This window comes from Aeromonas sp. R7-1, from assembly GCF_040908115.1.
Classification (GTDB): Bacteria; Pseudomonadota; Gammaproteobacteria; order Enterobacterales; family Aeromonadaceae; genus Aeromonas; species Aeromonas caviae.
This window is the reverse complement of the sequence record NZ_JBFODD010000004.1, coordinates 1-16,128: the sequence shown is the minus strand read 5'-3', so window position 1 is coordinate 16,128 and position 16,128 is coordinate 1. Positions and strand designations below refer to the sequence as shown.

The 16,128-nt window shown below is 65.5% G+C and carries 13 protein-coding genes and 1 pseudogene; all 14 read left to right on the top strand.

The annotated features are described in order from the left end of the window. The first annotated feature begins 6 nt into the window (after window positions 1–6). Window positions 7–219 carry a gpW family head-tail joining protein gene (gene gpW, locus AB5Y51_RS00270; protein WP_368177852.1) on the top strand — a complete coding sequence of 71 codons (213 nt, stop codon included), beginning with the start codon at window positions 7–9 and terminating at the stop codon, window positions 217–219. Continuing rightward, window positions 219–1,736, top strand: a complete 1,518-nt coding sequence (locus AB5Y51_RS00265) for a phage portal protein (RefSeq protein WP_368177851.1) — start codon at window positions 219–221, stop codon at window positions 1,734–1,736. The genes gpW and AB5Y51_RS00265 overlap by 1 nt, the downstream gene beginning before the upstream one ends. Then, window positions 1,733–2,956: a head maturation protease, ClpP-related gene (locus AB5Y51_RS00260; protein WP_368177850.1), complete on the top strand. Its 1,224-nt coding sequence runs from the start codon at window positions 1,733–1,735 to the stop codon at window positions 2,954–2,956. Before AB5Y51_RS00265 ends, AB5Y51_RS00260 begins: the two co-directional genes overlap by 4 nt. A 36-nt stretch (window positions 2,957–2,992) precedes the next feature. Beyond that, entirely contained in the window at window positions 2,993–3,382 is a 390-nt protein-coding gene (locus AB5Y51_RS00255) for a head decoration protein (protein ID WP_368177849.1), read from the top strand. Window positions 3,383–3,454: 72 nt separating this feature from the next. After that, window positions 3,455–4,468, top strand: coding sequence for a major capsid protein (locus AB5Y51_RS00250; RefSeq protein ID WP_368177848.1), 1,014 nt, complete (start codon window positions 3,455–3,457; stop codon window positions 4,466–4,468). A 59-nt stretch (window positions 4,469–4,527) separates the two neighbouring features. After that, window positions 4,528–4,905 carry a hypothetical protein gene (locus AB5Y51_RS00245; RefSeq protein WP_368177847.1) on the top strand — a complete coding sequence of 126 codons (378 nt, stop codon included), beginning with the start codon at window positions 4,528–4,530 and terminating at the stop codon, window positions 4,903–4,905. Between the two features lie 6 nt (window positions 4,906–4,911). Next, on the top strand, window positions 4,912–5,265 hold the full coding sequence (locus AB5Y51_RS00240; RefSeq protein WP_368177846.1) for a hypothetical protein: 354 nt from the start codon (window positions 4,912–4,914) through the stop codon (window positions 5,263–5,265). Further along, the gene (locus tag AB5Y51_RS00235; protein WP_368177845.1) at window positions 5,246–5,875 is read left to right on the top strand and encodes a phage tail protein; all 630 of its coding nucleotides are present in this window, start codon (window positions 5,246–5,248) and stop codon (window positions 5,873–5,875) included. Before AB5Y51_RS00240 ends, AB5Y51_RS00235 begins: the two co-directional genes overlap by 20 nt. Continuing rightward, entirely contained in the window at window positions 5,868–6,422 is a 555-nt protein-coding gene (locus tag AB5Y51_RS00230; protein ID WP_368177844.1) for a hypothetical protein, read from the top strand. The genes AB5Y51_RS00235 and AB5Y51_RS00230 overlap by 8 nt, the downstream gene beginning before the upstream one ends. Before the next feature lie 61 nt (window positions 6,423–6,483). After that, the gene (locus AB5Y51_RS00225) at window positions 6,484–7,242 is read left to right on the top strand and encodes a hypothetical protein (RefSeq protein WP_368177843.1); all 759 of its coding nucleotides are present in this window, start codon (window positions 6,484–6,486) and stop codon (window positions 7,240–7,242) included. 70 nt (window positions 7,243–7,312) lie between these two features. Beyond that, complete coding sequence (locus AB5Y51_RS00220; RefSeq protein ID WP_368177842.1) at window positions 7,313–11,743, top strand: tape measure protein; 4,431 nt, start codon at window positions 7,313–7,315, stop codon at window positions 11,741–11,743. Beyond that, window positions 11,740–12,132 carry a hypothetical protein gene (locus AB5Y51_RS00215; RefSeq protein WP_368177841.1) on the top strand — a complete coding sequence of 131 codons (393 nt, stop codon included), beginning with the start codon at window positions 11,740–11,742 and terminating at the stop codon, window positions 12,130–12,132. The genes AB5Y51_RS00220 and AB5Y51_RS00215 overlap by 4 nt, the downstream gene beginning before the upstream one ends. Further along, window positions 12,129–15,773, top strand: a complete 3,645-nt coding sequence (locus AB5Y51_RS00210; protein ID WP_368177840.1) for a curculin (mannose-binding) lectin protein — start codon at window positions 12,129–12,131, stop codon at window positions 15,771–15,773. The genes AB5Y51_RS00215 and AB5Y51_RS00210 overlap by 4 nt, the downstream gene beginning before the upstream one ends. 45 nt (window positions 15,774–15,818) lie before the next feature. Continuing rightward, window positions 15,819–16,128, top strand: a pseudogene (locus AB5Y51_RS00205) (hypothetical protein); the annotation flags it as partial.

Sequence of the window (16,128 nt, the reverse complement as noted above, 5' to 3'; positions counted from 1 at the left end):
TACACCATGGCCTACACCACAACCGATCTCGCCAACATCCGGGCGGCCATGCTCAAGCTGGCCCAGGGTGACCGGGTCGGCGAGTTCCAGCACGGCGGGACCCGCATCAAGTATTCAGAGGTCACCATGAACGACCTGCGGCGGTTCGAGCAGGAGATCCTGACCGAACTGGCGCCGCGCCGGCGCCGGGTTTACCTGCTGACTGGCAAGGGGGTCTGATGCGCATTAGAACCATCAGCCCCCGCAGCCGGGTCAATGGCGGGGTCAGCCCGGGCAGTCGTATCAGCGCGCAGTTTGAGGGGGCATCCACCGGCTACCGGATGGGCAACAAGGGGCTGGGGTCGGGGCACATCAACGGCGAAATGAGCCGGTCCCTGTCGGCCCTGCGCCAGCGCTCCCTCAATGCGGTGCGCAACCATGCCTACGCCAAGACGGCCGCCAATACCTTTGTGGACAACATGGTCGGCTACGGCATCGTCGCCAAGTGGCCATCCGATGAGCTGCAGTCGCTCTGGGATGTCTGGATCAAGCGCTGCGATGCAGACGGGCTCGACAACCTCTACGCCCTACAGGCGCTGGTCGCCCGGGAGTGCTTTGTCAGTGGCGAGTCGCTGACCCGCCGCCGCTTCCGTTCCCCCCAGCAGAGCAAGGGGGTGGTGCCGCTGCGGCTGCAGGTGATCTCGACCCGCCAGCTCGACGAGGGATTTAGCAACCCCATGAACAACATCCTGCAGGGGATCCAGTTCAATGGCTTTGGCGAACGGGTGTTCTACCACCTGCAGCCCACGGCCGCCGGCAGCGGCTTTGCCAGCCTGAACCGGATCCGGGTCCCCGCCGCTGATGTGGCCCATGTGTTCGAGCGGCTGGAGGCCGGCCAGGTGCGCGGGGTGCCGGAGCTGTCGGCCATCCTGGTGCGGCTCTACGAGCTGGACGAAATGCAGGACGCCATTCTGAGCCGGGCCAAGGTCTCGGCGCTGTTCGGCGGCTTCATCAAGCGCCAGACGGGCAAGGGCGGCCCCCTGCCCACGGAGAGCAACATCATCGACCAGGCCGGCGACATCGGCGACAAGGTAGGGGAGACCGAAGAGGGGTCATCCATCGAGTCGATCCGCATCGGTGGGCTGCACTACCTGGACGACGACGAGGACATCCTATTCCCTGACCTGCCGGACATCGGCGCCAACCATGTGGTGTGGCTCAAGACCGAGCTGCGCGCCTCGGCCAAGTCGGTGGGACTGACCTATGAGCAGCTGACCGGGGACCTGGAAGGGGTCAGCCTGTCGGCCATCCGGGCCGGCCTGCTGGACTTTCGTCGCCGCATCGAACGCCTGCAGTGGAACCTGATGATCGCCCGCTGGTGCGAACAGGTGGCCATGTGGTTCGTCGAGGCGGCGGTGATGTCGGGCATGGTCAACTTGCCTGACTTCTGGGACAACCCATATCCGTACCTGCCGAAATGGATCCCGCCCAAGTTCGAGGAGGTGGACCGGCTCAAAGCGGTTATGGCCGATCACATGGAGCTGCGCGATGGCACCGAGACCCGCCACAACAAGGTGGCGGCCCGTGGTTACGACATCGACGAGATCGATGCCCAGCTCAGGCGAGAACAAGCGAGCGATCTGGTACTCGATTCCAACCCGGCCAAGACAGATGGCGCCGGGGCGTTCCAGACCTTGGTTGCCACCATGCTGACCGAGGATGAGGACGCCCCCCTGATAAAGGACAAGACACAATGAAAAAGACCATCCTGGCCCAGAAAATCGAGGCCGCCGGCAAGGTGCTGGCGGGGCATCCGGTGCGGGTCGTGGCCAGCGCCGACGAGACCCGGGCCGAAATCCTGATCTATGACGTGATCGGGGAAAACTGGTGGACCGGGGGCGGGGTGACCGCCACCGCCATCGCCAACGCCCTGACCGAGCTGCGCGGCGCCGATCTGCTGGTGCGCATCAACAGCCTGGGCGGTGACGTGGTGGACGGCACCGCCATCGTCAACAGCTTCAAGCTGCACGATGGCGATGTGCTGATGCGCATCGAGGGCTGGGCCTGCTCCATGGCCACGTCCATCGCCTGCGCCGGTGACCGGGTGGAGGCGTTCAGCAACACCATGTATATGGTCCACCGCTCGGCCACCATCGTCTGGGGCAACGTCAAGGCGCTGCGCGACACCGCCAACCTGCTGGAGAAGATCGACGGCCAGATGATTGCCGCCTACTGCGCCAAGACTGGCCAGAGCGAGGAGGCCATCACCGCCCTGGTGGATGGCACGGTCGATGGCACCTGGCTGACGGCGGCCGAGGCCAAGGAGCACGGCTTTATCGACGCTGTGATCGACGAGCCAGTCAAGGCTACCGCCCTGCTCGACAAGGCGGGCGCCAAGGCCCTGGCCAAGGACGAGGGCGCCCAGCTGCTGCCCACCGCCCTGCTGCCCACGGGCCCCGTGGCGGCCAGCCTGCGCACCATCATGGCCAAGGGCTTGCCCCCGACCATCAGCGCCACCCTGGGCAGCAACCCGGCCATCGGGGTGGTGCGCATGGACGGCGGCTTTGTGGCCATCAGCCAGGAGGGCATCACGTCCAGCATTGAGGAGCGTCCCGACAATCCCGACCCCGGCCAGCCGGACCCCGCCCCGGCTCCTGAACCTGTGCCAGAGCCGGCGCCAGAGCCTGTACCAGAACCGGTTCCCGAGCCCGAGCCGACCCCCGATCCGGTGGCCGCCGAACGGGAACGGGCCAAGGCCATCCGCGCCGCTGCGGCGGCGGTAGGCCTGCCCGCCATGGCCGACCACTTCATCGACGAGGGGGTCAGCATCGAGGCCGCGAACAAGGCGCTGCTGGCGTTCAAGGCGAACGACCCCCATGTGGACAGTCAGCACGACAGCAACCTGACCGACCCGAAAGACAAGAACAAAAACGCTTGGCAGGCCGCCTATGACAAGGCGGGCTTCAAGCTCAATTAACCCGACCCGCGAAACGCAACGCCAAAGGAACCTACCATGCCGACCCCCATGAAATACGACACCAAGGTGCGCGCAGGCGAGCACCTGATTTTTGAAGTCCACCCCGCCCTGAGCCGTGCCCCCGGCCTGCTGCTGACTGGCAAGAAGTACGTCACCGGCACCGTGCTGGGCATGATCACCGCCAGCAAGAAACTGGTCGAGTGGGATCCCGCCGCCAGCGATGGCAGCCAGAACGTGGCCGGGGTGCTCTATGACGAGCGCGATGCCACTGCGGCAGATGCCAAGTGCGTCTACAACAAGGCGCTCTCGGTGATGATGCCGAGCAAGCTGAGCTGGAAAGCCGGCCTGACCGACGCCAACAAGGCAGCGGGTCTGGCCCAGCTGGACGCCAAACACATCAGCATGAGCGCGGAGCTGGGGGACTAACCCCCAGCCTCACCTGCTGCGTTTCGCTGGGGCCTCGGGCCCCAGTTTCATTTCAAGAGCCCGGAGCCTGACATGAGCAATATCATCGACGTTTTCAAGGACGACCGCTTTTCGCTGACCAGCATGAGCGAGGCCTTGCAGAAGGTTTACACCCCGCCCAAGAAGGTGTTCAACCTGTTCACCCCGATGCCCATCAACACCCCGGATTTCGTGCTGGACGTGCGTGAGCGGCATTTCAACATCCTGCCGATGCAACAGCGCGGCGAGCCGATCCCGCAACGTCGCTTCCGCAAGGGCGCGATGACCAGCCTGTCCACCTACCGCATCGGGGAAGGGGCCAAGCTGATGGCGGCAGAGCTGGCGTTCCTGCGCCAGTTCGGCACCCCCGACCAGATGGTCGAGGCCGCCATGGTCGAGCTGGCCGTGCGCCAGCAGCAGCTCATCACCGACCACGACGCCACCCTGGAGCACATGGCGCTGGGGGCCATCGACGGCCTGCTGCTCGATCACGATGGCACCGTCGTGGTGGACTTCTTCGAGATCTTCGACATGACGCGCCCCGCCTCGGTGGGCCTGCCGCTGGCCACCGCCACCGATGGCGAGCTGCGCGAGCTGATCGAGAAGATGATCTGCATCCCCATCGAGGATGCCGCCGCCGGCGCCCAGTTCAGCACCATCCTGGCCGAGTGCGGCGACGATGCCTGGTTTGCGCTGATGAAGAACCCCGAGGTGCGCGAGACCTTCAAGGTCCAGCTGCAGGGTATGGAGCTGCGCCAGGAGACCCGCAACACCCCGTTCTACTTCGCCGGCGTGATGTGGTCCCGTTACCCCCGCGACGCCCAGGGCAAGATCGCGCTGGCAACCGATCAGGTGAAGTTCTACCCGGGCGGCGCCGGCAACACCGTGTTCCGCGACGTGCAGGGCCCTGGCGAAACCTTTGCCGAATTGGGGCAGTACGGCAAGCCGATCTATGCCCGTGTCATCCCCGACCGTGATCGCGACACCTATGTCGAGTCGGAGATCATGAGCTACCGCAACCTGATGTGTACTCGCCCCGGCATGCTGCGGCGCGGCCACGTCAGCTGATCCGCGCAGGGTGGGGCAGATTGCCCCACCCCCTTTTGACCCCATCAGAGACCATGACCATGACCCTGAAACAGAAACTGGCGGCCCTCGGCATCAGTGGCGCCGCCATCAAGAACAAGACCGACGAGGAGCTGCAGGCCATGCTGGATAGCGCCGTGCTCGAATACACCAGCACCGGCCAGGCCCTGCCCTGGGGAGACGACCAGAAAGGCGACCCGGACGGCGACGAGCCCCAGCCGTGGGGGCGCGATGACGGCCTGATCGAGGTCACCGTGCTCTACGGCTTCCGAGGCCCCGCCAAGGACCGCTGCGAGCATAACGGCAATGCCGTGCGGCCTGGCGAGGAGCTTGACGTGAAGCCGGCCGACGAACTGGCCCTGGGCGAGCTGACATTCGCCTGGCTGGTCAAGCAATCCCTGGTCACCGCCAAGGGCTGATCTCAAATGAGCATTGAAGCAGAGCTGGCTCGCGCCCTGGGGCACATCGTCCCCCGGGCGGGGGTGGCGGCCACCCTGGCCATCGGGGGCGATACCCTGCCCGTGATGGTCATCATCAGTAACGACCTGCATGTGGGTGGCGCCAATGGCGGCTTTACCAACCGCTACAACAACCGGGCGGATGGCGTGATCGCCAACCGCTGGTTGATCGAGTTTCACAAAACAGAGGTGGACGCCCTGGATCTCTCGGGGGTGCGGCTGACGGTCACCGAGACCGGTCAGCGCTACGAGCTGCATCAACCCGTGGATGAAATGGCCTCTGCCGTGGGGATGATCACCTATGGCGCGGCAAAGATCTGACTTTGGCATCGACGATGACGACATCGCCCTGATCGCCCGCGAACTGGGCGCCACCGATGCCAGCGCCGTCAAGCGCGCCATCATCGCGGTGGTCAATGAGGCCATCGACGCGACCCAGACCAAGGCGGTGCGCCGGATCCAGGACAAGGTCAATCTGACCGTCGAGTACATCCTGCGCCACCTGAAAGTCAGCCAGCGGGCGGGGCCGGCCAGCGACACGGCGATCCTGAGCGCCACCCGGCGGCCGGTGCTGCTGTCGCGCTTCGACGCCCGCCAGGAGTACCGGGCCAGCCTAGACCGGCGCGGCCGCTCGGGGAGCCGGGTGCGGGGCGGGGTGTCTGTCTCGGTCAAACCGGGGCAGCGCGTCACCATGCCGAGCGCCTTCTTGCTCAAGCTCAAGGGCAGCGGGGTGACCGGCCTCGCCGTGCGTCCCAAGGACAAGAGCCGCTTCAACAAACGGGAGTGGAAGGAGGCCGCCAACCTGGGTTACGCCGTGCTGCACGGCCCCAGCGTCGATCAACTGTTTCGGGCAGCCCTCGATGACTCGGCCATCGAGCCGGATCTCGACGCCCTGGCCGAGGCCTTCATCAGGAGACTAGCCGGTGTTTGATCTCAACATCCCCCCCGCCGAGCTGCGGCAGAAGGTCAAGGCCTCGCGGATTTACGACGAGCTGGAGCGCCGCCTGGTCGCCGAGTTCGGCCCAGGCTCGCCCGCCGTCACCCCCCAGGGGCAGCCCATCCGTGGTAAGGATGGCGCCAAGATAGAGAAGCGGGTCGAGCGCGGCTGGATCGATCTCTACCTGGAGGACCGCACCACCTGGCCGCTGCTGACCATCGAGCCGAACCAGGAGGAGGCCAAGACCCAGCAGGCCAAGAGAAAGATCGACATCATCCACATCCGCTGCACCATCAAGTTCGACCATGAGCGGCTATCCGACCCGGACGGCCTGCTGCGCCTCGCCCTCAGTCACATCCGGGCGGCGCTCTACCCCAAGGCCGAGCTGGATGAGGAGGGTGGCTACAAGCTCGTCACCCCCAGCGGTGACAAGCTGCTCACCAGCCTGGAAGAGATGCAATCGGCCACCTACGTGATGCCTGAGCCGGGTCTGCCGTTTGGCTCGGTCCATGTGACGTTAAAACTGACCTACACCGAATAACCCTCGCGCCCCCAGCGCACCCTCAACCACCGGCCGCCCTGCGGTTTACGGAGCTATCACCATGAGTAATCCCGAGCACATCACCGAGTCGTTCATCGGCTCTGGCAAGCTGTTTGTGGACGGTCGCCGCCTGGGCAACTGTTCCGATGTCAAGCTGGCCTACAACCTGGAGAAAAAGACCCTGCCCAACTACGAGGGGGGCGGCGGCAACCTCAACACCATCGACCGGGTGACCGGGGTGACCCTGGATCTGACCTGTACCCAGTTCAGCGCCGAAAACCTGGCCATCGCTCTGGCGGCCAGTGTCACCACCGTGGCCTCGGCCGCCGTGGCCGACGAGCCCCATGTCATGGCCAAGCACAGCCTGGTCGATACCGTATTCATGATCGACATGACCGATGCGGCCAACGTGGTGGTGAGCACGGCCGGCGGTAGCCCGGTGGTCATTCCCAAGGTCGATGCCAACGGCGTCGCCAACTACGAAGTGACCCCGGCGGGGATCTACTTCAAGGGCGGCGTGGACGTGGTGGACGATGCGGCCATCACGGTGGACTACAAGAAGGCCCCCCACTACCAGATCCAGGCGCTGCTGGCATCCGGCCGCGAGTTCAAGCTGGTGATGGACGGCGTCAACGATGCCGATGGCCGCCCGTCCACGCTGCGGGTCTGGAAGTGGAAGCCGTCCCCGACCGATGGCCTCTCGTTCATTTCCGACGATTTCAGCAACTTCACCATGAAGGGCGAGGCGCTGGCGGATGTGACCAAGCCGGCCGGCAAGTCGCAGTTCTTTGAAGTGCTCAAGTTCAATGCGGCAGCCTGACCCCTGGGGCAGGTTGCCCCACTGATGTAATCCGGGGGCCTGCGGCCCCCCTTTTTTTTGGGTGGCGCGCATGAGCATCAAAGACAAGGTAGTGAACCTGATCATCCGGGGTCGAGACCTGTTCAGCCCGGAGGCCAAGAAGTCCGGGCAGACCATGGAGGAGATGCGGGAGACATCGGCCAGGCTCAGTGCCGAACTGAAAACCTTGCGCGACACCACCAAAGATCTGGCCAAGGCCACCGAGCTGGAAGCCTACGGCGCCAGCCTCAAGACGGCGGTCGATGAGGCCCAGGCTGCCCTGGCCGATCTCAACGAGCAGATCAAGGCCACCCCGGGCGCCAGCCAGGAGCTGAAAGATGCGGTGCGCCAGACCAGCAGCGAGGTGGATGCCCTCAAGACCAGCATCACCCGCACCGAGGGGACGGTGGAGGATCTGAGCCGCACCCTGCGCGCCGGCGGCATCGACATGAACAAGCTGGGGGAGGAGCAGTCGCGCCTGAGTGCTGCCTCGGCCGCCATGACCCGCGAGCTGGTCACCCTCAAGAAGGCCCAGAGCGACGCCCTCAAGCTGGGCGAACTGCGCACCAACGTGGCCCTGGCCAAGGCAGAGTTCGAGGGGGCAGAGAAGCGTCTCAAGGCGCTGTCGGCGCAGATGGACGCCACCAAGAAGCCCACCCGAGAGCTGAAAGACGCCCACCGCCTGGCCGCTAACGAGGCGGGCCGCGCCAGCACCAGCTATCAGTCCCTGAACCGCGCCCTGGGGCAGCATGAGGCGGCCGTGGCCGCCGCCGGGATCGCCACCGACGATCTGGCCAAGACCGAGCTGGAGCTGAGTACCGCCATCGGGGCCGCCCAGCTCAAGCTGGACGCCCTCGGCAAGACCCAGAAGTCCCTGGCGGATTACGACAAGCTGACCCCCCAGCTGGTCAGGCAGAAAGCGGAGCTGGAGCGCAACCAGGCCGCGCTGGCCGACTTGCGCCGCGAGCTGAACCAGGCCAACGCGCCCCAGAAGGCGCTGACTGAACAGCTCGGCAAGGCCGCCCAACTCGCGGGGCAGGCCCAGATCGCCTACGAGAAGAACGAGGCCAAGCTGGCCGCCCTGCGCCAGACCCTGGGACTGGCCGGGGTCAACGCCCGGGATCTGGCCAGCGAGCAGCAGCGCCTCGCCCAGGAAGTGGCCGAGTCCACCCAGCAGTACCAGCTCAACGAGAAGCAGCTGGGCCTGCTGCAGCAGCAGCTCAACAAGGCGAAAGACGGGGCCGGTGCCTTTGGCAGCAGCCTCAATGGCATGGCCCGCAACCTGCTGCTGGCGGCTGGTGCCTATGTGGGCCTCGACAAGCTGCGGCAGGGGCTGATGTCGATCATCACCGTGGGCGGCCACTTCGAGGTGCTGCGCGAGCAGCTGATCGGCGTCTATGGTGACGTGGCCCAGGGAGAGGGGGCATTCAAGTGGGCGGTGGAGCTGAACAAGAAGCTGCCCACCTCCCTCGACGATGTGCTGCAAGCGTTCGTCATGCTGAAAAACAACGGCATGGACCCGATGGACGGCACCCTGGAGAAGATGATCAACGCCAACGTGCGTTATGGGCGCGGCGCCGAGACGCTGATCCCCATCATCCGCCAGCTCACCCAGTCCTGGGGCAAGAACCGGATCCAGGCCGAAGAGGCCTATGTGCTCATCGAGAACGGCCTGCCGGTCTGGCAGCTGCTGTCCGAGGCCACCGGCAAGAGCGTGGCCAGCCTGCAGAAGATGTCTGAGCAGGGCAAGCTGACCCGCGAGTACATGGTGCAGTTGATCGACACCATGGGCAAAGCGGGTGCCGGGGTGGTCGAGCGCCGGATGCAGACCTGGGAGGCCCTGGTCACCAAGTTCGGCGACTCGGTCAACCAGTTGAAGGACAGGATCGCCCAGTCCGGGGTGCTGGACTTCTTCAAGGGCATGCTGAACGACCTGAACCGGGAAATGGCCGCCATGGCCGAGGATGGCCGGCTGCAGGTCATCGCCCAGCGCATCAGCGACTGGATGCGCGAGTCGGCGCAGAGCGTGCGCGATTGGTCACGGGATGCCGGCGCCTCGTTCCAGAACATGGTGGCCCTGATCACCATCGGGGTCCAGAGCGCCCGGATCGTGTTGAACCTGTTCACCGGCACGGTGAAGGCCGTCGCGGCCGCCTTCCTGGCGCCCATTGCCTACGCCGGCAAGTTCGTCGAGGTGATGGCCACGGTGGCCGAGGCCGCCGGCATGAAGGACGCCGCCGCCAACATGCGCTATGGGGCCGGGCTCATCAATGCCCAGTTCCGGGCCATGATGGACAGCTTCTATGAGGACATGGCCGACATCGGCGACGCCGGCAACAAGTTTGCCAATGCGGCGGTGAAGGCGGGCGACAAGGCCGGGGATGGTCTGGCCAACGGCGTGGACAAGGGGGTCAAGAAGGCCAAGGCCACCCTGGAAGAGTTCGAGGCGGCCCAGGCGGGCGGTTTCAAGACCATGGAGGACTTTTACGCCGCCCAGTCGGAAGGGTTCAACACCCTGGCCGAGTACCTGGCCAAGAGCGGCCAGAGCGTCGAGCAATACTATGACGGCGTGGCCGCCGGGTCGGGCGAGCTGTCTGCCCAGCTGCTCAACAGCTTTGTGGCGCTTGCCGGCGACATCGACGCCGAGACCGACAAGGAGATCTCTCGCCAGCAGGCCAAGCGCGAAAAGCAGATGATGGACACCCAGAAGGCGGTCCGTGACGTGTTCGAGGAGATGGGGCTCGATTACGAGCAGATCTCTGGCAACACCGGCAAGGCGGTGGACGGGATGATCGCCAAGCTGCAGGTGCTCAAGGACGCCGGCGTCGAGAACGGCAACGCCATCGCTGCCGTGTTCGACAAGGCATTCAGCCTGGCCAAAAACCAGGCTGAGCTGGAGGCCCTGACCGCCGAGATCGATGAGTTTGCCGCATCAGGCAAACTTGCCGGGGAGGCTCACGTCAAAGCGCTGGGGCAGGCGGCCGAGGCCGCCAGGAAGCTGGCCGAGCAGAACCAGGTGGGCGGGCAAGCCTATCTGGACCTGCTGACCAAGCAGAAGGCGGCCGCCGAGGCGGCCTATCAGGCGGGCAAGATCTCGGCCGAGCAGCACACCCGCACGGTGGGCCAGCTCAACCAGGAGATCACCAAGACCACCAAGGAGCTGAACAAGCAGCAGGTCGCATCGAGCGATCTGAATGACGCTTACACCACCCTGGGGATCACCTCGGCCGCCGCGCTGGACAAGCAGGCCGAGGCGGCCAAGAAGGCCTACAACGCCATCGCCAGCACGTCCGGCAAGATCGAGGACCAGAAGGTCGCCTTCCTGGCCTATGCCGAGGCCCAGCTCAAGGCTGACAAGGCCAATCAGCGGTTCAGTGACGGCGCCTTGATGGCGCAAGCCATGTCGTTGGGGCTGACTGAACAGCTCAAGGCCCTGAAAACCAATATCGACACCGTGGGAGGCTCTGCCCTCATCACGGCCGATGCGCTGCGGGATCTGGGCACCGCCTCGGTTGAGGTGCAGAGCCAGGCCGAGGCGGCGATGCGCTATCAGTCTGCGTCGAACAAGGAACAGACCGAGAACATCAAGAAGCTGCAGGAGGGCACTCGTTCGGCGACAGGGGTGATGGTGGAGTTCGCTCACAAGACGGTGAGCGCCAACGATCTGGCCAGTCTCAGCCTCGACCAGTTGAAGCAAAAGCAGGCCGAATATCAAAACATCGTGATGCGCTCCCGTGAGTATCTGCACAAGAGTAACGATGAATGGTGGTCTGATCAGGTACGCCAGCAACTGGTGGCGAACGAGACGAACCAGCGGATCGCCGAACAGCTCTACAGAGTCAAGGAGCTGACCGAGCAATTGCAGGCGGCTGAGGCCCCGACTGTGGATCTCATCGGTAATGCCGAGCGGGCGCTGTCGAGCTTTGGCAGCCTGGACAAGGCCACCCTGTCTGGGCTGCGCTCTGCCCTCGATTCGGCCAAGCAGAAGATGGAGGCGCTGTCTGATGCGGCCCAGGACACCCTGGGCAGCCTGCAGGACGAGCTGGATCAATACAACGATAACCTGGCCGCCGTGGAGGAGCGCCGCTATCAGAACCAGGTGGCCGATCTGCAGGCCAAGCTGGCCGAGGCCCAGGCCGCGAACAACGACAAGGCCGTCGCCGACTACCAGCTGGCCATCAGGCTGGCCCAGCAGCTGCACGACAAGAAGATGCAGGACATCGCCGCCGAGAAGGCCGCCAAGGCCCAGGAGGCGGCGAACCAGCGCAGCAGCAACCAGACCAGCCCAACCAGTCGCACCACCCCCGCCCCCAGCACCACGACAGCGTCGTCCCAGGCGAGCGAATCCCCCGGCAGGACCGAGGTGATCCGCCTTGAACTGGGGTCGCAGTCAGCCACGGTGCGGGCCGACCAGCCCAATGCGGCCGCCCTGCGCGCCATGCTGGGGCAGCTTGCCCAATCCAAAGGAGTGACCCGGTCATGACCATCACGCTCGGGGGGCTGACGCTCCCATCACAGCTCGAATGGGTGGACGAGTTCGACTACGCCCCGGTCGCCCAGTCGATCAAGACCACCCTGGACGGGTCCCTGGTCGTGAACGAGTCACAGCGGCGGGCCGGTCGCCCCTACTCCCTGCGTTCTATCTCGAACGGCGGGGTCTGGGTGACCAGGGACTTTGTCAAGCAGCTCAAGGCGCTGGAGGCGGCCCCCCAGACCGACACCATGACCCTGAACATCAACGGCCATGTGGCCGAGGTGTTTTTCAGGCGTGACCCGGTGGCCGTGACGGCCACCCCGTTATGGCGCGAGGCGAACCCGCAAGGGGATAGCTTCTATTTCCTCGACATCTTGCTGATTGGAGCGACTTCATGAGCATTCTTTCCGGCGACATCAAGCTGCTCGGCAGCCAGCGCCTGACGGACACCCCCGATGGCGGTGGCCGGGTGACCGGCCGCGAGATCGTGAGCGGCGAGCACAACAGCCTGTTTCCCGATGTGAGCGATCTAGACCGCGCCTATGGGGATGTCAGCCTGCGCAAGGCGTTCCTGACGGTGCAGACCGACAACACCGACACCTACTACGGCGCCAACACTACTGTGCTGCTGCCGCCGAGTGACCCCAGCGTGGGCCTGTGCCTGATGAGCACCGGGGATCACCACGATACCCGCGCCGAGGCCCGCGACGTGCTGGAGCGCTACCTGGCCAGGGGCCCGAAGTGGCGCGGCTTTCTGTACGACACCCAGTTGGAAGGGCAGCGGGCGATCCGCTTCTTCCAGCGCGTCGAAGTGCGCCTGCCGGAAGTGGGGGAGACCCTGGTGCTGGTCGGCAACGAGGGCAAGGCGGGGGAGTTCGAGCAGTACGTGCGGGTGCTGGAAGTGACCCAGCAGCTGGCCAAGTTCCAGGTGCCCAACGTGCCCGAGTTCACGCGCAACGTGGTGACCTGCAAGCTGGCGGACCCGCTGCGCTACACCTTCGAGGGGGAGCAACCGACCCCCTATGACGTGGTGACCAACCTAAAGACCGCACTGCGCGAGACAGTGGTGGCCGATGCGGCCAACTATTTCGCCACCACCAAGCTGGCCGAGGCGGTGAACCTGGGCGCCATGCAGGTGCGTGCCAAGACCATCTTCACCCAGCTGGTGCCGGCGGCCCGCAGTGAAACCCCGGCGGTGGACCTGACCGCCGCCGGCGAGCTGGCCAGCCTGGTGGATTCCGGCAAGGGGCTGGTCACGTTCAATACCGTGGTCAGCATCGCCCCGAGCCGGGGCCTGTTCCTCGGCACCGGCGTGAAGCCCGGCACCCTGACCATCACCATCGGCGCCGCCGTTATCACCGACAAGGGCGGCGAACTGGTGGTGGCGGGGTCGGTGATCGGGTCCATCGACTACGGCCGGGGGCAGATGGAGTTCAACGCCCAGTGCCCGAACTACGGCGCCGCGAGCAAGGCCGTCAGCTTCTGGCCGGCGGCCCGCCCGTCGCGCATCGCCGACACGGCCCAGATCGAGATCAAGGCCAACAACCGGGGCTATGCCTACACCATCACCCTGCAGCCGACCCCGGCACCGGGCACCCTGACGGTGTCGTACATGGCGCAAGGCAAATGGTACGACTTGAAAGACAACGGCCGTGGCGAGCTGTTCGGGGCGGATAGGTCCTACGGGTCCGGCGTGGTCAACCACGCCACCGGATCGGTCATGCTGACCCTGGGGGCCCTGCCGGACGTGGACACGGCGATCCTGTTCAGCTGGGCCACCCCGGTCAACTACACCAACCGCAGCGGCCAGGCCATCAGCATCAGCAAGAGCGCCTGGCAGCTGCCCCACACCGGCATCACCCCCAAGAGCCTGATCCTGACCTGGGGCAGCGGCAAGACTGCCAACGATGCGGTGGGGGATGGACGGATCCGGGGCGACATCACCGGCACCATCAACTACGCCGAGGGTATCATCGACCTGGAGCACATCACCCTGCCGGCGCTGGGCCAGGAGTACGTGGCCCAGTACCAGTACGGCGAGCCGGTGACCGAGCGCCACATCGAGCCGGGCCGACTCTCGACCCCCGGCCAGGTGGGGCACCTCTCCATCACCCTGGACGGCGACGGCGGCGGCGCCCACAACCTCACCCCGGGGTCGGTGCGGGTGAAATTCAACGCGCTGTACGCCATCGTGGCGGCGTCAGAGCGGATCCTCTCCATCGAGAAGAAGGACCCCATCATCACGCTGCAGGACGATGGCCAGGGCAACCTGATGGACGCCAGCGGCAACGTGCTGGGGGCCATCGACTACAACGCCGGCACCCTGCATTTCATGCCGGACGGCACCGCCCTGCTGCCCGAGCCCACCTATGCCTGGGTGCCGGCGGGCAGCCACCAGGACCCGGTGACGGGCACCTGGTACACCGACATGCGCTGGACCCTGACCGGCTTCCAGTATGTCAACACCGCCTACACCTTCCCCGATGGCGAGGGGGGCTGGGTCGATGTGACCTACCGCAACAACAACAGCGCCCTGGCCCAGAACGCGACCCTGACCGCCCAGGCGCTGCGCATCGACGTGACCCCGGGATTCTCCGAGGCGATCCTGGAGGGCTCGATGCGCTTCACCCTGGGCGGGTCCACCTACGTGGACCGGCAGGGGCTGCTCTACCGCGACCCGGATCCGGAGACCGGCGCCGGCATCCAGGCGGGCACCATCGACTACAGCAACGGGCTGGCGGTGCTGGCCGACTGGGCGGCGGGGCAGGGGGCCCAGCCGTCGCTGCAGTCCCTGGCCACCTCGTTTAACGTTCAGTCGGTGGACATGGTGACCTTCCGCACCCCGGGCGCCCCGGTGGCCCCGGGCAGCCTCTACATCAGCGCCAACACCGCCACCGGTCGGCGCATCGAGGCGACGGCGGATGGGGATGGCTATTTCACCACCGCCGATATGGATGGCCGGGTGAACTACCAGACAGGGGTGGCGACGGTGCGCTTTGGCCAGCTGATCCTGGCGGCGGGCCATGAGGCCGAGCCTTGGTATGACGAGAACAACGTGATAGAGGTGCAGACCGGGCCGGATACCAGGGTCAACAAGATCTGGCGGCCGCTTAGCGTGGTGGCCGACACCATCCGGTTCAACTGCGTGGTGTTCAGCTACCTGCCGCTCAATGCCGATGTCATCGGGCTGGATCCGGTGCGGCTGCCGTCAGACGGTCGGGTGCCCTTCATCCGCAAGGGCTACATCGTGGTGATCCACAGTACCCGCAAGGCGGCGTTCCCCATGGGGGTGTCGGCGGGGCAGCAGCTCAACACCGGTCGGGTGCGGCTGGCCCATGCCCATGTGGAGGACAAGGACGGCAAGCAGCTGGCCACGTCGCTCTACAGCGTCAACCTCGACAGCGGCGTGGTGACACTGGCCAACCCTCTGAGCCTGACCGGCTACGCCGAACCCCTCTACGTGGTGCATCGCATCGAGGACATGAGCCTGGTCACGGACGTGGAGATCTCGGGCCGCCTGCAGTTGGCCAGGCCCCTGTCCCACGACTACGACCCCGCCGACACCCTGGTGTCGAGCGCGCTCATCATCGGCGACTTGTGGGCGCGTTATACCGGCCTGTTCGATCAGAAAAGCTGGACCAATGTCTGGTCTGACTACCTCATCGGCGACCAGTCCACGGCGCAGTACAACGACACGGATTACCCGATCCTGGTCACCAACCGCGCCACCCTGCAGGAGCGCTGGGCCATCATCTTCAACTCCAGCACCACCTTTGTGCTGGTCGGGGAGCATGTGGGCCAGATCGCGGTGGGGGACGTGAACACTGACCTGGCCCCCATCAACCCCAACAACGGCCAGCCCTATTTCCTGCTGGATCACCGGGGCTGGGGGGCGGGCTGGTCGAGCGGCAACGTGCTGCGCTTCACCACTCAGGCGGCGGCCTATCCGCTCTGGGTGATCCGCACCATCCTGCAGTCGGTGGCGGCGCAAGAGACCGACAAGTTCGAGCTGCAGCTGCGCGGCAAAGTCAACCGTTAACCGGGTGGGGCAATCTGCCCCACCCCAACCAATCAGGAGAACACCATGGCTACTTTTCCCGTGAAGTGGTACGCAAGCGAGATGCAAGGCGCCCCCAACCTGGGGGATACCGCAGCGGGCGCCCTGACGGCCCTGCTCAAGGCGGTGCTGGTGACCGGGTTCGGCACCCTCACCGTCAACAGCCTGGTGTGGGATGCCACCGAGAACGCCGCCAAGGCGACCATCTCTGGCGGCCACGCTTACAAGCAGGACTCGGTGATCGAGGTGACCGGGGCCAGCCCGGCCGCCTACAACGGCGAGCATCGGGCGAAGAAGGTGAGCAGCACCGAAGTCTGGTTCGAGCTGGACGGCGGCA